We start from the raw sequence: 17,481 nt of genomic DNA on the forward strand, positions 1-17,481 counted from the left end.
GTGGTCACTCACTTCGCCGCACTGCCACCCAACTGTTTGCTCAAGAATGCCAGCAAGCGCGTGTAGTACTCGCGGCGGTGCGGCTCGGTGTAGAAGCCATGGCCCTCGTTGGGGAAATACAGCGATTCCACCGGCACCCCGGCATCTTTCAATGCGCGCTCCATGCGTTTGGTGTGTTCGATCGGTGCGCGCTCATCCTTGCCGCCGGCTGCAAGAAACACCGGCACCTTGATCTGGTTGGCCAGATTCACCGGCGAACGTGCCCCCAGGGTGTCGCGTGCGCCCAGCCAGTCGCCGGTCCAGTTCTTGGCCCAACGCGCGTAACGCCCCGTATCGCGCACCATCATGTCCAGATCGTAGACGCCCACATACCCGGCGGCGCAGCGGTACAGGGTCGGCTCCTTGGCCACGCCCATCAACGCGGCATAGCCACCGTAACTTGCGCCATACAGACAGATGCGCGACGCATCGGCAACGCCCTGCGTGATCGCCCAGCGCGTGGCATCGGTAAGATCGTCCTGCATGCGGTCGCCCCACTCCTTGGCGCCGGCAACGGTGAAGGCACGCCCGTAGTTCGCCGAACCACGGTAATTGACCCGCAGCACCGCATATCCTGCTGCCGCCAGCAGTTGTGCGTCGTCATCGAACTCCCACTTGTCGAAGATGCCAAACGGGCCGCCGTGCGGCATCACGATCAGCGGCAGCGGCTTTCCCGCATCGGCATGCAGCGGGCGGGTGAGATAGGCGTGCAGTTGCAGCCCGTCGCGCGCCTTGAAACTGACCTGCGTGCTCGCCGGCACCGCATCGGGCAGGAACCACTCGCGGCGACTGAACACCCGGTCGGCATGCTTGTTGACCGTATCGAACAGGTAATAGTCGCCGTTATTGCGATCGCTCCACACATACGCAAGCGCCAGACGACGGTCGCGCGTTGCCGAGGTGATGTAGACCGCATTGCCCTCGAAGGCTTTTTCCAGGCTGCGATAGAGCTTGGCGGTTGGCGCCTTCTCGTCGAAGAAACGGTTGCGTACACGATCGCTCATGTACGACGCGCCGATCGGCGTGGTGCCATCCAGGTCGCGCAGAATGCGATACGGGTCGACGGCGGCGTCGTGAAGCAGCGGCGTGGATTGACCGGTGGTCGGGTCCCAGGCCACCAGCACATCGGTCCCGGTGTCCTGCTCCACCTTCAGGTAGGCCAGGCGGCCATCGGCAGAAAAGCCGAGAGGAAACTCGCGATGCCTGCTGCTGGCCGCATCGTTGATCAGCCGCCACGGCGCGTCGTCGTTGTCGCGGTAATACAGCTTGCTCGTGTTGGCGACATCGGCACCGCTTGCAAAGCGGATGCGCCCTTGCTGGTCCGTCACGAAGTCCGCGCGTCGCACCGGTGCGGTGGCCACGGTACTGCGCCGCCCGGTCTGGATATCCAGTTTGTCGACACGCACATTCGGATCGCCGACGAAGGGAATCGCCGACACCAGAATGGTGCTCGGGTCGCCCGGCAAGGTATCCAGCATGTAGGTCGCAGGGTCCAGATCCATCTTCAGCTGCGCGCCATTGATGTCCGGATGGGTGCCGTACGGGCTTGCCAGCAAACGGCCGTTCTTGCCATCGGCATCGATCGCGTGCAGCTGACCGATCGCCACCGGCTCATCGCGCGAGCCAAACCGTTGCGCCATCGAGACCACCATGCGTTCGTCGCTGGCCCACCAGAAATCGTCCACCACGCTGTTGGCGCCACTCGTCACTCGTGCGGTGGCGACCTTGTCCTTCCGTCGCACGATGCCGAGCACGGTGCGATCTTCCATCGGAATGGTCAGCGCGAAATAATCGCCGGCGGGCGAAATCTTGATCCGCTCGATCTGGTCGCTCTTGAGATACGGGGTCAGATCCAGCGCTTCTTGCGCCTGCCCCGGTATCGCCGCCACGAACGCAAGTGCGCACCCCACCGCTCTCGTCCACCACCGCATATCGCACCCCCACGATCTGTCCTTGAGTCCGCTATGTTGGCAAAGGCGCGCCGTCGCGTCCATCGCGTATGCAAGCCTCTGTGTTGGACGGCAGTTGCTGGCGGCAATGGGCAAGGCGCTGCCCGGCGCCACACCAGATCGGGCGTCTGCGTTACCGTCGGATGCACTCTGCTTCGCACGCCCTCATCAAGACGAGCGTCAGCGGGCAGCAGATCGCCGCTGGCCCAGCAAGCCGAGACGCCGGAACCACATCTCCAGCGGCACCGTCACCAGCGGCGGCAATGCCGCCAGCAGACTCAAGGCCCACGCCCACCACGGCCAGCGCAGCCGTACTGCGGCGATCACGCTGACCGCGACATAGACCAAAAACGCCGCGCCATGCAGGCGTCCGAACACCCAGACCACTAGCTCGGTGGTCTGCAGCCCGTATTTCAGCAACATGCCGAACAACAATCCGGCCCAGGTCAGCCCCTCGAAAAACGCAGCCAACGCAAATAGCCGACCGATCGGCGACAACGCAGAAGACGCACGCATGCAACACTCCAGACGAACAAGGATTGCCGCGACGCGATGGCGGCGGCGACGCCTGCTGGCCTGACAAGTCTACCGCCCGCGTCGGCGCCACTGACGTCGAAGTGCCCCAGCGGACGCGCCTGGCTTTCCGATCCCGGGGATGCGCGAGAAGCGCCTGGTTGTTCGGCGCCTCGCGCGCATCCCGGCGATAATGCGGGCTCCAAGGTCCTGGAGCCTCACGCCATGCGCATCGCCCCGCTGTTGTTACTGCTCATCGCCTTACTGCCCGCCACGGCACTGGCGCTGAAGGTGCAGGATGGGGATCTACTGTTCGTCACCGCTGCGCGCACCGGCCTGAGCGGCGCCATCGCCGATGCGACCGCCACACAGGGCGCAATGAGCTTCGACCATGTCGCGCTCGTGGCCCATGCCCGCGACAGCGCGGTGGTGCTGCACGCCGACGAACACGGCTCGCGTGAGCAACCATTGCAGGCATTCATCGATGAGGCCACCGCCAAGCAGCGCCGGATCGTCGTGTACCGGCTCAGCCCCGAGCATCGCCCAGCCATCCCCGATGCCATCGCCCAGGCACGGCGCATGCTCGGCAAGCCGTACAACGATACCTACGTGCAGGACGACAACCGCTATTACTGCTCGGATTTCATCGAGCGCGCCTTCCGCGCGCATCACGTGTTCGCGCTGCAACCGATGAACTTCAAGAACCTGCAGACTGGCAAGATTTCGCCGTACTGGATCGATTTCTATCGCAGCAAGGGCATGGCCATACCGCAGGACATGCCCCGCACCAATTCGAACGATATGGCCAAGACAGCGGCGTTGAACTCGATTGGGCGACTGAACTAGACGCCGCATCCCGATTTCCGCTGCATGATTCCATGGATCACCCTGCAGGAGGCTGTTTTGAAGACTATGTTGTCGGCGGGATTAGGGATCATGCTTCTGGTCGGGTGCAGCAAGGCGCCGGCGCCGGCTGACGTAGCAAGGCCGCAGCCGGCGGTCACGGCACGCCCCCCTCACCACACCCCTGGCAGCCAGCGGGGCGAGGGCCAACCGTACGAACTGGCCGATACGCAGGTCTGGGACGTGCCGGATCCGGCGTCGGGTCGTCGCTATCAGGTCTTTGTCGCCCTGCCACGCGGTTATGCCGATAACCCGCAGCGACGGTACCCCGTGCTCTATGCCACCGACGGCGACTACGCGTTTCCGCTGGTCAAACAGATCGCGCGTCGTTTGAACGGCGAAGGCCCGGCCATTGAGGATTTCGTTCTGGTTGGGCTCTCCTACGCCGTCGGCGAAGAGCCCATGCCGAGCCGCAGGCGCGACTACACGCCTACCCCGGAAGATGGCCCCACCGCAGCGCCCGTTCCGACCCACGGCAAAAGCGCTGCGTATATCCGCTACCTGCGCGATCAGGTCTTGCCGTTTGTCGCCAACCGCTACAGAACCGATGAAACGCGGCGCCTGTACCTGGGGCATTCGTACGGTGGTCTGCTCGGCACGCACATCCTGCTCAGCAGCCCGGATATGTTTTCCGGTTACATCCTGGGCAGCCCGTCGTACTGGTATGGCGAACATGCGATGGTAGCGCAGGAAAAAACATTCGCCGCCTCGCATACGGACCTGAAGGCGCAGGTGTACATGTACGTCGGCGAGTACGAGCAAGTGCGCTACCACAAGAACTACGACATGGTCATCGATGCCCAGAACATGGCCACGGCGTTGCGCGCGCGTGGCTATCGATCGTTGCATCTCGCGCTGGACGTTCTCAATGACGAAGACCACCTGAGCAGCGGGCCACGCGGCATCACGCACGGCTTGAGGGCCTTGCTCGGAATGCAGCCCGACGATCGGAGCGGTAACGCCGCGGATGCTGTCGGAACAGTGAAGTCTCGAATGCACTAGCAGACAAAGCAGTCGTCAGCCGAGATCCGCAGCCCATGCGCTGCCGATGCATCGCATACGGCAGCCAGCGACTTGCGCCTGCAATCGATGCGCGGCGTGCACAACGTCTTGCCAACTCCCACACATGCCTGGTCCTAGTCTGCGCATCGACAATAGCGTGCCCCGCGCAGCGCATTCCGCCTGCAATGGTCGAGCACGCGTAGAGGTGCATATGGCTTTGATCCACTCCATCCTGATGGGCGCCGTTGCCGGCATGCGCTCGATGACGCCGCTGGCGGCCGTCGCCAATGCGGCACGCACCGGCAACCTGCCTGCCGACAACGGTGCGCCCGCATTGCTCGCCAATCCCCTGGCATCGGCCGGCATGCTGGCACTGGCCGGTGGCGAACTGGCTGGCGACAAGATGAAGACCGCTCCCGACCGCATCGTGCTCCCCGGAATGCTCGCCCGCATCGCCACCGGTGTCATCGTCGGTACGGCACTGGCGCCGCGCGAGCAACGCGGAATCGCGGCCCTGCTTGGCGCCACCACTGCGGTGGCTGCGGCTTATCTCACCTTCAATGCACGCATGCGGGCGATCGAACGTTATGGCCAGACCAGCACCGGCATTGTCGAAGATGCCATTTCGGTGGGCGCTGCGACGCTGATCATGCGCGACGCGGCCAAGCGATAACGCAATTCAGCCAAGCGGCTTGCCTCTGCAACAGACAGCGCGGACAGCAAGGTTCACGCTGGGCGATAAATCGCACACAGCTTGTTTCCATCCGGGTCGCGGACGTAAGCCAACCACGTCGGACCCATGCTGCTTTCACGCAGGCCGGGCGGCTTCTCGATGGAGACGCCGCCGGCAGCCACCGCGACATCATGGAATTGTTGCACCTGCTCGGGCGAATCGCATTTGAAGCCCACCGTCGCACCATTGCCCGGGCTTGCGGGTTCGTCGTTGATCGGCTCGCTCACACAAAAGGTGCTGCCCGCATGCCGGTAGAACAGCCGCGTGTGCCCCGTCGCCGCCTGATTGACGAGCGGCGCGGGTGCGCCGAAGACGCCGCCTAGTACCGCATCGTAAAACGCACGCGTACGCGCGATATCGTTCGATCCCACCATCACATGATTGAGCATGACGTCATCCCGTTAATCGTCTAGGTGCGCAGCATACGCGACTGCACAGAACCCGCCATCTCGAACCTGCGAATCAGTCGCCGCGCCCATGGGGCGCATCCAGATCCAGCAGTGGCCCGATCGGGACGATGCCGGTCGGGTTGATGGTGTCGTGGCTCTGGTAGTAATGGCCCTTGATGTGCTGGAAGTTCACCGTCTCCGCAATGCCCGGCATCTGGTAGAGCTCGCGCAAGAATCCCGACAGCTGCGGGTAATCGGCAATGCGGCGCAGATTGCACTTGAAATGCCCCAGATACACGGCATCGAAGCGCACCAGTGTGGTGAACAGGCGCCAGTCCGCTTCGGTCAGGCGGTCGCCGCAGAGGTAACGTTGTGCGCTCAGGCGCGCTTCCAGCCAGTCCAGGCTTTCGAACAACGGCACCACCGCTTCTTCATACGCCGCCTGGGTCGTCGCAAAACCCGCCTTGTACACGCCATTGTTGACAGTGTCGTAGACACGCGCGTTCACCGCATCGATCTGCTCACGCAGCGGCTCCGGATAGAAATCGCCGTCGGCAGCGCCAACCTCGTCGAAGGCGCGATTGAACATGCGGATGATATCGGCCGACTCGTTACTCACCACGGTCTTGCGCTCGCGGTCCCACAGCACCGGCACGGTGACTCGCCCGGAGTAGTGCGCGTCGGCCTTGAGGTACACCTCGTACAGAGACTGCGCATGATGCTCGGTGTCGCCCACGACGCCCGGCCCGTTGGCGAAGGTCCAGCCGTTTTTGCCCATCAGCCAGTGCACGACGGACACATCGATCATCGACTCCAGGCCCTTCAAACGACGAAAGATCAGCGTGCGGTGCGCCCATGGGCAGGCAAGCGACACATACAGGTGGTAACGCCCCGCAGCGGCCTGGAAACCGCCCTGACCGTGCGGCCCGGCACTGCCATCGCGCGTGACCCAGTTGCGAAACTGCGACTGCGAACGCTCGAAGCGCCCGTCGCTCTTGCTGGTGTCATACCAACTGTCTTGCCATTTGCCGTCCACCAACAGACCCATCGCGTTTTCTCCTACAGCTACAGTCACACGCGACCGTAGCCCACCGATGTTGCAGGCTGCGTGAGCGGGGCAGTGGCTTGCAGGCAGGCGATACGCTGTGACCGTGGCCGATCACAGCACATCAGTGCGCGCGCCTGGCAGCAGGCAAGCAACGCGAATCACTCGAATCTTGCCGCGCAACACCGCCGACCCGATGGCGCGGCAACGACCCGGCTGACCCGCTCAGCCGTCCGCATTGGCGCCAACCACCCACAATGGGCGAAAATGCTCGCCTGCCGAGCGCCCAGCAAGCGGCAATGCGCTGCGGCGTTCTGCCCACCCGCTCAGCCGTCCTCGTTTTCGCTCGCTGGCCGCCGGCCATCCTGACCTCCGCCGCCAACGCACCTTCCGGATCCGCCTTGAATACCAATGTCCCGCCCGAGCCCACCGACGACCTGCCCCTGACCGACCGCCTGCGTGCGGCACTGGATCTGCTGGAGGCCATCGAAGCCGACCGTAGCGTGCTGGACACGCTGCCTGAAGCCGACCGCGTTCGGCTGCACCAGGTCGTTGCCAAGGTCTATCACCCCGAGCCCAAAGCGCGGCGACAGTTGCTCAAGCAGCGCGAGCGCGAGCGGCATCAGGAGAAAGTGCGCAAGGCCGAAGCACTGCTGGAACAACGCGGCATCCGGGCCCTACGACGCAAGCCAGTGTTCAGTACGCCGAACTATTTCCCGCCGCATGCCGCCGGCCTGCACGATGCGCACAACGGCGAGAACGTCACTGCCGCACCCGAGCCCACGCATTCGCCCGAGCTACGCCACTGCTACGTGTGCAAGCAGAAGTTCACCGAGCTGCATCATTTCTACGACCAGATGTGCCCGGCCTGTGCCGAGCTGAATTTCTTCAAGCGCACCGAAACCGCCGACCTGCGCGGCCGCGTGGCGTTGCTCACCGGCGGGCGGGTCAAGATCGGCTACCAGGCCGGCTTGAAGCTGTTACGCGCCGGTGCCGAGCTGATCGTCACCACGCGCTTCCCGCGCGATTCGGCTGCGCGCTACGCGCAGGAACCGGACTTCGCGCAATGGGGAGATCGTCTGCAGGTGTTCGGCCTGGATCTGCGCCACACCCCCAGCGTGGAGGCCTTTTGCAATGAACTGCTGGCCACGCGCGAACGGCTGGATTTCATCATCAACAACGCCTGCCAGACCGTGCGTCGCCCGCCGCAGTTCTATGCGCACATGATGGCCGGAGAAACCGCCGCGCTGCACGAATTGCCGGAGACGGTGCGTCACCTTGTCGGCCATTACGAAGGTCTGCGCACCCCGGAGTTGCTACGCGATGCGTCGGCCACCGCGTTGCCGGCGGTGCACGCGCGTGGTCTCGACAGCGCCGACGGCCTTACCCGCGCCGCCGAGCTCTCGCAGATTGCATTGCTGGACGACGAGTTGGTGGGCCAGCAACATCTGTTTCCCGACGGGCGCCTGGATCAGGACCTGCAGCAGGTCGACCTGCGCGGCCGCAACTCCTGGCGCCTGTTGATGGCCGAAGTGCCGTCGGTGGAGTTGCTGGAAACGCAACTGGTCAACGCCATCGCGCCCTTCATCATCAACGCACGGCTCAAGCCGCTGATGCTGCGCACATCCGAGCGCGACAAACACATCGTCAATGTCTCGGCGATGGAAGGGCAGTTCTACCGCAACTTCAAGACCACCCGTCACCCGCATACCAACATGGCCAAGGCCGCGTTGAACATGATGACGCGCACCTCGGCGGCGGATTATCAAAACGACGGCATCCACATGAACAGCGTGGACACCGGCTGGGTGACCGACGAAGATCCGGCCGACATCGCCGCCCTCAAGGTGCAGCAGGAACGCTTCCACCCGCCGCTGGACATCATCGACGGCGCCGCCCGCATCGTCGACCCGATCATCCACGGCTTCAACACCGGCGAGCACGTCTGGGGGCAATTTTTGAAGGACTACGCGCCGACGGATTGGTGAGGGGTAATGTTGGGCCACGCAGCCAGCACAGATGCGTGGCGCATGCTGGCAAGCCGTATGCGTCATGCGTGGCAGTGAGCAGTCAGAAGGGCGTCGTGCATCAGCGCCGACGCGACGGCTCGCATCCCACGCCGTCATGATCGCGATCCAGATGGGGGCCATATCCTGGATCGCCACGCCGCACCGGGGCAGCACCAGCGGCGCGAGCTTCCGCGCAATTGCGGAAGACCGCCCCGGCCGATGGAATCCACGGGGACGGATCGGACGGCTCGGCCGTGGTCGTCGGTTTGCCTGCGCGACTGGCGGAGCGGTGACAGTGGTAGCCACCGTTCTTGCGGTCGTTGTGGCAACCCTGCTTGTTCAATCCACCCGGATGCGCGACAGCCGCAGGAGTTACCCAGGCAATCGCAGCGATACACGTAGCCAGCAATAACGGGCGTAGCGGCAGTCGATCAAGCATCCGAAAATGGCCACTGCCAATCGTGCAGCGCTTGCGCTGCACTTCTTCTATTTTTGCTGCGACGATGGGCTGCAATTACTTGCAGTCTTTGGCAACCGGCGCCACATCCACCGGGCTCACGTGACCGTTTGCATCCACACGGTTGACGGCCAGCGTGCACACCGAGCTACGAAAATCCAGGTTCAAGGCCACCTCGTAATCCGCGCCAGGTTCTGGAATAAACGTGGAAGCAAGCAATGCGCCGCAGCTCCAGCCAATGTGGTAACCAGGCGCCTGACTCCAATGCGCCGGCGAGCTTGCACCCGCCTCCACAACGACCGGCTTGCCGGGCTCGATCGCGTATTCCTTGTAGAACGGCTTGGAGCCGATCATTTTCCGGTCGCGCAGATGACGCGTGTTCTCCGTCTCCGCAATGCCGATCGACTCGTTCTTCACCGAGCCCATCAACGAACCGAAAGCGCTTTTTAGCGAACCGGACGCGCGCACCTCCTCGCCATATTTGGCCGTGCACACCGCATCCTTGTACAGCACGATCCCAACGCCATTTTGACCAAACATCCGGATGCGTGCGCCGGCGCCGTCGGTAGGCGAAGACGCAGGCTCTGCGGCCATGGCAGGCATGGCAGCTGCCAGAGACAAGACCAGCAATCGACTCAATGTGTTCAACCTACTCTCCACTGTCGCAATCAAGCGCTTGCATTTGCCTGCGATAGCGGCGCGATGTGGCGCTTCTTGATCACTGACGACGGCCTGATGTGGAAAATGCGCAGCAGCGCACGCTGATCCGCGCCAAGCGGCACGCCTCCCGCCCTGCGATTCGCGCTCACGATTGCACGGACCACTGGCATGACGACGCCTGGACGTTGACCACTGACGCAGGGGACGCACAGATGTCACAACACGCTATCGAGGAATTCATCGAGCGCTGCATCCATCTGGTCGATCGCAGCACGTTGCGGAGCGCGCGCAAGGCAGCGCTCATGCGTAGCTTGCTTCGGCTACAGACGCGCTACGACACGCATGAGTGCCTGGAGATCGTCGTGGATCAGCCCTTGCGCGCTGACGATGTCGCCGAAACAGTGGCGCGCCTGGTCGTTCAACGCGGCAAGCCAGAAGCGATCAAGGTGGATAACGGCAGTGAGTTCGCCGGCAAGGTCATGGATCGCTGGGCGTACGAGGCAGGTGTAGAGCTGGACTTTTTTCGGCGTGGCACGCCGACGGACAACGCGATGGTGGAAAGCTCCAACGGCCGGCTTCGGCAGGAGCGTCTTAACGAGCATTGGTTCTTGTCTCTGGCCGATGCGCGCCGCAAAATCGAAGCGTGGCGGAAGTTCTATAACGAGGAGCGACCCCACAGTGCACTGGCATGGAAAACCCCTGCGGCATTCGCCCGAGCACACGGAGCCCGAGCGAATTCCCGGGTGCGAAAAGAGGTCGAAATCTCTACCGACTAATGGCCCTGGGATCGGGGGCGGGTCAGAGGAGGTCAGTGGCAAGGGGCGCAGATCGGATAACAAGCAGACGTTCTTGATTGCGGTGCAGACCGACGCGCCCCTCACCCCGCCGAGCTTTGTAATGATCGAGCCGGTACGCGGCTTTGGCATTGCCTCGCTCATAGACTGGATTGCGTGTCGCCTGGCGCCCGACTGCGAGGTCGATCCCGATGGACTCGCCTGCTTCCGCCGGATGGATGCCGGCCACGCGCAGACCATGCTGGACACTGGCGGCGGGCATGCTGCGACAGAGAATGCTGGTGCCCGATGGGTCAACCTGGTGCTGGGCAACCTCAAGCGCGCCATCAGAGGCGCCTATCACGCCCTCGCGCAAGGCAAATACGCAAGGCGATGTCCAGCCGAAGCGGCCTACCGTTTCAATCGCCGGTCCCGCCCGCGCGCGATGTTGCCACGACTCGCCACAGGATGATGCATTGCAAGCACTGTCCGGAGCAGGCTCTGCGCATGGCGAGCAATTTTCATGGCTGAGAGACAGGGCTAATCAGGTATCAACATGGCTGTCATGACCAAGACGAAAGTGTCTCGACGACACGAGCGAACTCCTTTAGGGTCAAAATTTTAGGATACTCGACGTAGTACATCCGCTCATATATGTCGTGACGGTCTTCCACATCAGGAAGGCGCCCGCCCCCACTGGTGTCGCACAGTTTTTCCAGCTCATCGAGATCGAACCGCTCCTTACCGATGGCATCGGCAAGTGCTAGTGCTGACTCAATCTCGGAAGCATGTAAGGCTTCATTCCGCTCCTTAAGCTTCTTATGAAATTCGAGTGCCGCTGCGCCCTTCAAATCTTTCATCGTCTTTCCTCTGTCAATCAAATTAGTTCACTATGAGCAGCTAGCGCGGCCGACCACGACTTACCATTATGTTTTTCTAGGGCGGCTCGTGCGTTTGCCGCGCGCTCCGGATCATCCATCTGATTTGTCAGACGATCAATCAATTCCTTGTCGATTATCTTATCCTCCAATTCGCCGGTAACCGAGGGCTGTGAAGACGTTACTTTTTCATACAACTCGGCATCCTCTATACTCAACTCACCGCTCATTACGCTAGCAACCATAACCTTCTTACCATCTTCGGCTGTTCCGAACAGCCGATAGTTTCCCAGGCTAGGATCGGAGATGAACCTGTCTATCACGTCCATTCTATTGGTACGTACCGCGACAAATCCACTCGATACTACTGGATACGGCGGCCTAGGATCTTCACCTTCAGGTTTTCGTTGCAAAACTCCCATCAAAGAATTCTCAAGGGGCGCATCGATATCGCACAGTTCAACTTTTCGGCCCGTTCCTTTAGCCAGATCTATATAGTTATCGACCTCGTATGCTCTTGCCAATCGCTTGTCGATAACAATGCTAGCGATTGCACCGCTGCCCGTCTTTTGAGAGCGAAGTTCACCTTCGAATTGGTCGGCAAGAAAACATGACTCACTGTGCACTTGTGCCGAGCTAAGTATCTTAACGCCAGTTTCGGACTTCGCAAGCGAACTCTTAAATACATCTGGATTGAGGCAACCTTTTCCACCTGTCTTCTCCAGCGCTGCGGCGAGCACTGGAATCTTTTTTGTGGCTATACGCGTTTTACCCGTCGCGGTGTTCCCGCGCAGCGCAAATAGTGTCGGTTGGCACCCATCACTCTCAAGAGATTCTGCCAAGGTCAAAGCGGAAGACCGGGCTTGCGCCAATAGCTTTTCATGTAGCTTACGGCGCTCCGGATGCCAGTTCTCCGGGCTCGCTAAATACTTCCATCGCTCCGGACCAGGAGATGGAAGGTTACCCAAACTATATATCTCATCGGTACCTTTAAACTGAGGAACCTGCTGATGCGTCATCGCGGATGTCGATGCACCTTCCGGCACTGAATTTGGTAGTGATGTATGGATGTACGCATGAGGTGTAGTACTGTTCTTCGGACCAGCAGGCCTCGCTGGCAAATTATCAAACTGCGTCTGAGTTTTATACTCTGGCTTCAACTGTGTTGATGGAATCTGGACACTTTTAGATTCTGCATCATCAAAAGGAACATGAGACTTAGAAAGTCCGGCTGTGCTAGCAATGTCTATCTTGTTTTTCATGGTCAAAAAATCTCCAGAATCCAAAGAAAGCAGGGCCCACCTGACGATGCAGACATTAAGCGCGATCTAAATTGCAACTTGCACATCCCGCGAACTATATGAGCAGCGAACGAAGCTATCAAAACATTCACACTAGCCTTGTTATTGCTCAAATAAATTTGCAACTATTAACAAATACGCAACCAGCCCTCCCGCATCATTTATATGCTGAATATATTGAACATATAAATATATTATTTTAATTAAAGAGCCGACCTGACTCCGAGGTTTCCCACACGATGGATGCAGACCGAAGTGGCATTTCGTGATCTGAAGTCGCATCGCGACGGTCAGACGATGGAACACAGCTTGACCCGACGTGGTGAGCGGCTGCAGATCCTGTTGTTGCTGAACACGCCTGCCACCTTCGCAAGCTGGCAGGACTGGGCTGCGAGTCCACTACCATCGCGCACCGGCTATCGCCGCGCAACAGCACGCGCGAGCTCTATTCGACGCTGCGTGTCGGCCGCGAGGCGTTGGTCGGGCGCTGGCCGATGGAACCGGTCACGCTGGCTAGCACGCTTGCGCACATTGCCCGACGCAGTGCGCATGCAGATCACGGTGATGCTGTAAACGTGCGGATACCCAAGAACCTGACCCCGTCATTCCGAGATCTCATCGATCTCGAGCACTTCTGGCAGAGCAGGCCTTGCGTCGCGATACAACTCACCCATGCGTAATCGTTTCATCAGAATATTTTCCTGGCTAGGAGACCAGGTTAGCCAAAGCTTTATTGTTCGGCGAGTTACGAGTCTGTGCAGAAGTACTCATCCATAAGTTTTCCAGTGGTAGGCTAGGGCCTATACCAAGGAGGGGACTCCCATGGCTACGCTTATTCCGAGTAGGTCCAGTAGTGCTGGCCGGATGACATCTGGCGAGCGGCGCTTTTCACAGCGCCTGGAAGACAAGCTAGACGATGAGTACATCTGCTGGTACGACGTGCCGATCGGCCCCAGTCACCGGCATCCGGATTTTATTGTGCTGCATCCCTATCGCGGGATCCTGGTGCTCGAGGTCAAAGACTGGAAGCTGGAGACAATCGCTGAAATTGACCGCGACACCGCTGTGCTCCATACCGAGCGCGGCCGTGAGGTAACGTCTAATCCATTGCGCCAGGCACGCGACATTTGTATCGAAGTCGGCAAGCTGATGCTCAAGGATGCAGCACTGCGCCTTCCGGAAGGCAACAGGTACCAGGTACCAGGTACCAGGGCAAGCTAATCATGCCTTGGGGCTTTGGCGTGGTGTTCAGCAATATCAGCCGCGCCCAGTTTGACGAGGCCGAATTAGGAAACGTGATCGCGGGAAGCAGCGTGATCTGCCGTGACGAGATGACCGAGTCGGTAGACACGGAGGCGTTTCAGAAACGGCTCTGGGACATGTTCCCTGCCACGTTCTCCTGCCAACTCAGCTTGCCGCAGATCGAACGAATTCGCTGGCATTTGTTTCCTCAGCTACGCATCGTTCCTCCTGAACAGGTGCAGTTGTTCGCCTCACCTCAGCCGGACAAGCCCATCGCCATTCCCGACTTGATCAAGGTGATGGATCTGCAGCAAGAACAGCTCGCTCGCTCGATGGGGGATGGCCATCGCGTGATCCATGGCGTGGCAGGCTCCGGCAAGACAATGATCCTGGGCTACCGGTGCGTGGAGATTGCGAAGCGTCAGGGCAAGCCGGTGCTGGTGCTCTGCTACAACAAGACACTTGCCGGCCGTCTGGAGCACATCATTCACGCGCATGGCGTGCAAGACCGCGTGAGTGTGCGTCATTTCCACGGCTGGTGTAGTGAACAGCTGAAGGCCTACGGCATCAAACCTCCGCTCGCACAGCCGAATGCCCAGCAGTACCTGGAAGCATTAGTCAGCAAAGTCGTTGCAGCAGTGAAGTCGCAGCAGATTCCACGCGCACAGTACGCAGCGGTGATGATCGATGAGGGCCATGACTTTGCACCCGAGTGGCTGCAAATCGTCACGCAGATGGTCGACCCGGAAACCAATTCGCTGTTGCTGCTCTATGACGACGCGCAAACCATCTACAGCACAGGTGGACGTCGAAAGTTCAGCTTCGCCAGCGTTGGCATCCAGGCCAAGGGCCGCACTACGATCCTACGTTTGAACTACCGCAACACCTTGGAGATCCTCTCCACTGCAAAGGCCTTTGCCCAAGAGCTCTTGACCGGAGAAGAAGCCGATGAAGACAATGTGCCGGTCATCACACCCGAGAGTGCAGGACGCCGAGGCGCCGTCCCCGAGCTGATCCAGGCGAGCAACATTTGGGAAGAATCACGCATCATCGCCCAACAGGTACGCGAAGCGATCAATAACGGCGCGAGTGCCAATGACTTCGCTGTTCTCTGCCGTAATAAAGCACTTGCCACGCATATAGCCTCGCGGCTCCGGGCTGCAGAACTTCCGGTGGTATTAGCGGAAGAGATCAACAAGCGACACTTATTCGATGGCGAGCCCGCGGTTAAGGTCATGACGATGCACTCCAGCAAGGGCCTGGAATTCGAGTCTGTGTTCATTCCCGGTATCTGCGAGATTGGGCAACGCTTGCAAGCCGACAGTGAGGAAATGAGGCAGGAGGCCAAACTGCTGTATGTCGCAATGACTCGGGCTCTGGGCTCGCTGACAATGCTGCATCATTCGGAAACAGTACTAACCGAGCGGATTGGACAGGCAGTAGATCAAATGCGAACCATGCTTGCAGCGTGAAGTCTTAGATTTAAAAGACCCGACGCAATTAAGAGCGGCTAACAAACGTAGCGAGCAGTCGTCAGGCGGGTGTGGACGGCGCGCTCAGAACCGCAGTGTCCAAGTGGTACATGCCGATTCCGAACCCCGGCCGCGCCCGCCTGGCGGCTGCGCCGGAATTTTGTTAGCCGCTCTTAGGCTGCTGCCCGATCCCTTGCCGCAGCCAAAAGACGGTTGACCAGCACATCGGCTTCGCGCACGCCGCGGGCCGCGTTCCAGAGTTGCGAGGGTAACCGGGAACGCTGTGCAGTGATGAGGTTCAGCAGATCCTTGGCCAACACGACCTGCTCACCCACTGTTAGGTCATCGCCGGGACCACCGGCGTCGGGCATGGTGACCATTTCGACCGCTTCATCAAGACAAGTAACCGTCGTGCCGAGTTCGCGTGCTCTATCGGCCTTCTGCACCGCAGGGGCGCGCCTCTGCGCCCGAAGGTAGGAGACGATCAGATAATCTGCCAGGTTCACTCCACCGATCGCTACTGCGCTAGCCAAAGCTCCCGCACCGGACAGCGTTGCATAATTCCTGTAGGACTCATCGTCTGCTAGATACCCATATACTCCGCTCATGGAACCGGCAATGCTGTTAAAGCCGAAGAGTGCGCCCAACGGAAGATTGGCAATACGTGAAACTTGCTGCGCAACACGGACACTGACGGGAAGGCGAGGCTCCACGAGCTGGGCCTCCCGCACCGGCCGCCGTGGCAGACCCTCCAGTTGCGCGTTGGCATGCCGCTCGCTGGCCGATCCAGACGAACTGGCTCCAGTGGCGGCACCTTCTTGCTCCAGCCTCCGCCCCCCACGCGTTATGGACCAAGATACAGGTCGCATACATCACCTCTGTGATTCACCATAGAAGTGCGCCATTGTGCACGGCTACAATCGCACAGGAAGTAGCCGACCGAAGAATCGTGGCGCAGCACGAAACAGCTGCCACCCGGTATCAGAAAGATGGCCGCGCCTGCAGCAGAGCAATCCGCAGTTCGCTAGCGCATTTGACGTGCGTCGGGAAGGCGCAACGCGTCAACAGATCATACAGTGGCTTGAAGCAAACGACTGGCAGGTGCCCAACACTGGCGAAAACTTCATCTTCTTCATTCAACAGGTTCTGTCCAACGACTACGAGTGGAGTAGCCAGGAAGATTGCAGCATCCGCATTGACACAACGTTCAATGATAAAAGCAGGGCGATTTTCGCTTACGATTACGCCAAGCGAGCCATTGTTTACGTTGAAGCCCACGATTCCGCAGGCAACCTCATTGGGACTTCTAGCAACGAGCCTATCAACGTCGATTACAGCTCTTACGAAAGCCCTGACGCAGCGTCTCGACCTGATTACTAGCGTGGGATAGACTGGCTCACTTAAAGCGGCGCAGCGACCATTTCTGGAGTCACAGCGACTGTAGAAAGCGGAACCGTCCTCGTCGGCGATGTAGTCCAAGTCAAATAATGAGCACGGTTCGTATCAGGGAGCGCATGCTAAGTCTGCGCTCCCGTGAAGCAACTCTTCTCCTTGGAGCGGTGGCGTGCTCGGCCCTCTTTCTGGTGACTCAAAACCAAGTTAGGCTACTTGGCTACGCAATAGCGCCAATTCTGTTGTTAGCATTCTTTGTGCTGCAAGCACATTTGGTGTGGCGTGGACACAAAACACCGGGGTCGGCATTCGCTCTCTCCGGCTTGGCTTAGCTAGCGCTCTCAATCCTAGCCGCCCACGTCGTCACTGGGCCAGGTCGAACGCAGATTTTCCTGGAAACCTGGCTTAAAGCGCTTGCGGGAGCAGGTTTCTTTGCCGCCCTTTTATTTTTGTCGGTGCTGATCGCTAGAAAGTGATCAGTGAACCTGTATTGGTATCTCGCCGGAAGCTTAGCGGTAGCAACTGCAGCCGCAGCAGTTCACCCTGGTAAATCAGGGAAAATAAAAATCCACTGCGAGCGAGGCACCTGTGCTGCAGGCACCATTGCCTTTTGGCCTGGCGCATTTCAGGCCTCAAATGGCAGAAGATCGATTTCCGTTGTCCTTCCTCAGTCTAATGGCAAGCCGCAATAAACGCTTGTCAGGTCGGTCTGATGCGCCCGGGG

At 60.0% G+C, this 17,481-nt stretch carries 13 protein-coding genes, 1 other RNA gene and 5 pseudogenes; 9 read left to right on the forward strand and 10 right to left on the reverse strand.

All coding sequences use genetic code 11. The features are described from left to right. Positions 1-8 precede the first annotated feature (8 nt). Together XBLMG947_RS07620 and XBLMG947_RS07625 are read right to left on the reverse strand one after the other, a co-directional pair. Positions 9-1,970, reverse strand: coding sequence for a S9 family peptidase (locus XBLMG947_RS07620; protein ID WP_065467410.1), 1,962 nt, complete (start codon positions 1,968-1,970; stop codon positions 9-11). Between the two features lie 198 nt (positions 1,971-2,168). Beyond that, positions 2,169-2,504 carry a DUF3817 domain-containing protein gene (locus XBLMG947_RS07625; RefSeq protein WP_065467412.1) on the reverse strand — a complete coding sequence of 112 codons (336 nt, stop codon included), beginning with the start codon at positions 2,502-2,504 and terminating at the stop codon, positions 2,169-2,171. 207 nt (positions 2,505-2,711) lie between these two features. On the opposite strand from XBLMG947_RS07625, the gene XBLMG947_RS07630 reads away from it, so the two are divergent. The 3 genes from XBLMG947_RS07630 (at position 2,712) to XBLMG947_RS07640 (ending at position 5,079) form a co-directional block, all read left to right on the forward strand. Beyond that, positions 2,712-3,347 carry a YiiX/YebB-like N1pC/P60 family cysteine hydrolase gene (locus XBLMG947_RS07630; protein ID WP_065467440.1) on the forward strand — a complete coding sequence of 212 codons (636 nt, stop codon included), beginning with the start codon at positions 2,712-2,714 and terminating at the stop codon, positions 3,345-3,347. A gap of 90 nt (positions 3,348-3,437) precedes the next feature. Continuing rightward, positions 3,438-4,406, forward strand: coding sequence for an alpha/beta hydrolase (locus XBLMG947_RS07635; protein ID WP_065467414.1), 969 nt, complete (start codon positions 3,438-3,440; stop codon positions 4,404-4,406). Between the two features lie 211 nt (positions 4,407-4,617). Continuing rightward, positions 4,618-5,079, forward strand: coding sequence for a DUF4126 family protein (locus tag XBLMG947_RS07640; protein ID WP_065467416.1), 462 nt, complete (start codon positions 4,618-4,620; stop codon positions 5,077-5,079). Between the two features lie 53 nt (positions 5,080-5,132). Here the strand turns inward: XBLMG947_RS07640 and XBLMG947_RS07645 are convergent, their stop codons facing one another. Together XBLMG947_RS07645 and XBLMG947_RS07650 are read right to left on the reverse strand one after the other, a co-directional pair. Further along, positions 5,133-5,528: a VOC family protein gene (locus XBLMG947_RS07645; protein WP_065467418.1), complete on the reverse strand. Its 396-nt coding sequence runs from the start codon at positions 5,526-5,528 to the stop codon at positions 5,133-5,135. Positions 5,529-5,601: 73 nt separating this feature from the next. Further along, a complete protein-coding gene (locus tag XBLMG947_RS07650) occupies positions 5,602-6,576 on the reverse strand; it encodes a glutathione S-transferase family protein (protein ID WP_065467420.1) in 975 nt (324 codons plus the stop codon). Positions 6,577-6,974: 398 nt separating this feature from the next. Between XBLMG947_RS07650 and XBLMG947_RS07655 the strand changes: the two genes are divergently transcribed. Then, positions 6,975-8,561 carry an SDR family NAD(P)-dependent oxidoreductase gene (locus XBLMG947_RS07655; RefSeq protein ID WP_065467442.1) on the forward strand — a complete coding sequence of 529 codons (1,587 nt, stop codon included), beginning with the start codon at positions 6,975-6,977 and terminating at the stop codon, positions 8,559-8,561. Positions 8,562-8,661: 100 nt separating this feature from the next. On the opposite strand, the gene XBLMG947_RS24060 is transcribed toward XBLMG947_RS07655, so the two are convergent. Both XBLMG947_RS24060 and XBLMG947_RS07660 read right to left on the reverse strand, forming a co-directional pair. Beyond that, positions 8,662-9,021, reverse strand: a complete 360-nt coding sequence (locus tag XBLMG947_RS24060) for an excalibur calcium-binding domain-containing protein (protein ID WP_104536929.1) — start codon at positions 9,019-9,021, stop codon at positions 8,662-8,664. 75 nt (positions 9,022-9,096) lie between these two features. Further along, positions 9,097-9,642, reverse strand: a complete 546-nt coding sequence (locus tag XBLMG947_RS07660; RefSeq protein ID WP_425479259.1) for a hypothetical protein — start codon at positions 9,640-9,642, stop codon at positions 9,097-9,099. A gap of 395 nt (positions 9,643-10,037) precedes the next feature. Between XBLMG947_RS07660 and XBLMG947_RS23575 the strand changes: the two are divergent. Further along, positions 10,038-10,475: pseudogene (locus tag XBLMG947_RS23575) on the forward strand (integrase core domain-containing protein); the annotation flags it as partial. Positions 10,476-10,494: 19 nt separating this feature from the next. Next, positions 10,495-11,003: pseudogene (locus XBLMG947_RS21305) on the forward strand (transposase); the annotation flags it as partial. A gap of 32 nt (positions 11,004-11,035) precedes the next feature. On the opposite strand, the gene XBLMG947_RS07675 reads toward XBLMG947_RS21305, so the two are convergent. Together XBLMG947_RS07675 and xopAJ are read right to left on the reverse strand one after the other, a co-directional pair. Then, complete coding sequence (locus tag XBLMG947_RS07675) at positions 11,036-11,332, reverse strand: hypothetical protein (protein WP_065467426.1); 297 nt, start codon at positions 11,330-11,332, stop codon at positions 11,036-11,038. A gap of 17 nt (positions 11,333-11,349) precedes the next feature. Next, a complete protein-coding gene (xopAJ, locus tag XBLMG947_RS07680) occupies positions 11,350-12,612 on the reverse strand; it encodes a zeta toxin family type III secretion system effector XopAJ/AvrRxo1 (protein ID WP_065467428.1) in 1,263 nt (420 codons plus the stop codon). Positions 12,613-12,888: 276 nt separating this feature from the next. Between xopAJ and XBLMG947_RS07685 the strand changes: the two are divergent. Together XBLMG947_RS07685 and XBLMG947_RS07690 are read left to right on the forward strand one after the other, a co-directional pair. Then, positions 12,889-13,224, forward strand: a pseudogene (locus XBLMG947_RS07685) (IS4 family transposase); the annotation flags it as partial. 291 nt (positions 13,225-13,515) lie between these two features. After that, positions 13,516-15,365 (forward strand): annotated as a pseudogene (locus XBLMG947_RS07690) (3'-5' exonuclease). A gap of 36 nt (positions 15,366-15,401) precedes the next feature. Here XBLMG947_RS07690 and XBLMG947_RS07695 read toward each other — a convergent pair. Together XBLMG947_RS07695 and xopAV are read right to left on the reverse strand one after the other, a co-directional pair. Continuing rightward, a non-coding RNA gene (locus XBLMG947_RS07695) (sX9 sRNA) lies at positions 15,402-15,477 on the reverse strand. 61 nt (positions 15,478-15,538) lie between these two features. Continuing rightward, the gene (gene xopAV / locus XBLMG947_RS07700) at positions 15,539-16,234 is read right to left on the reverse strand and encodes a type III secretion system effector XopAV (protein WP_065467430.1); all 696 of its coding nucleotides are present in this window, start codon (positions 16,232-16,234) and stop codon (positions 15,539-15,541) included. Between the two features lie 102 nt (positions 16,235-16,336). On the opposite strand from xopAV, the pseudogene XBLMG947_RS07705 reads away from it, so the two are divergent. Next, positions 16,337-16,853, forward strand: a pseudogene (locus XBLMG947_RS07705) (hypothetical protein); the annotation flags it as partial. Between the last annotated feature and the right edge of the window lie 628 nt (positions 16,854-17,481).

The sequence above is a fragment of the Xanthomonas bromi genome, assembly GCF_900092025.1.
In the GTDB taxonomy this organism is placed as follows: Bacteria; Pseudomonadota; Gammaproteobacteria; order Xanthomonadales; family Xanthomonadaceae; genus Xanthomonas; species Xanthomonas bromi.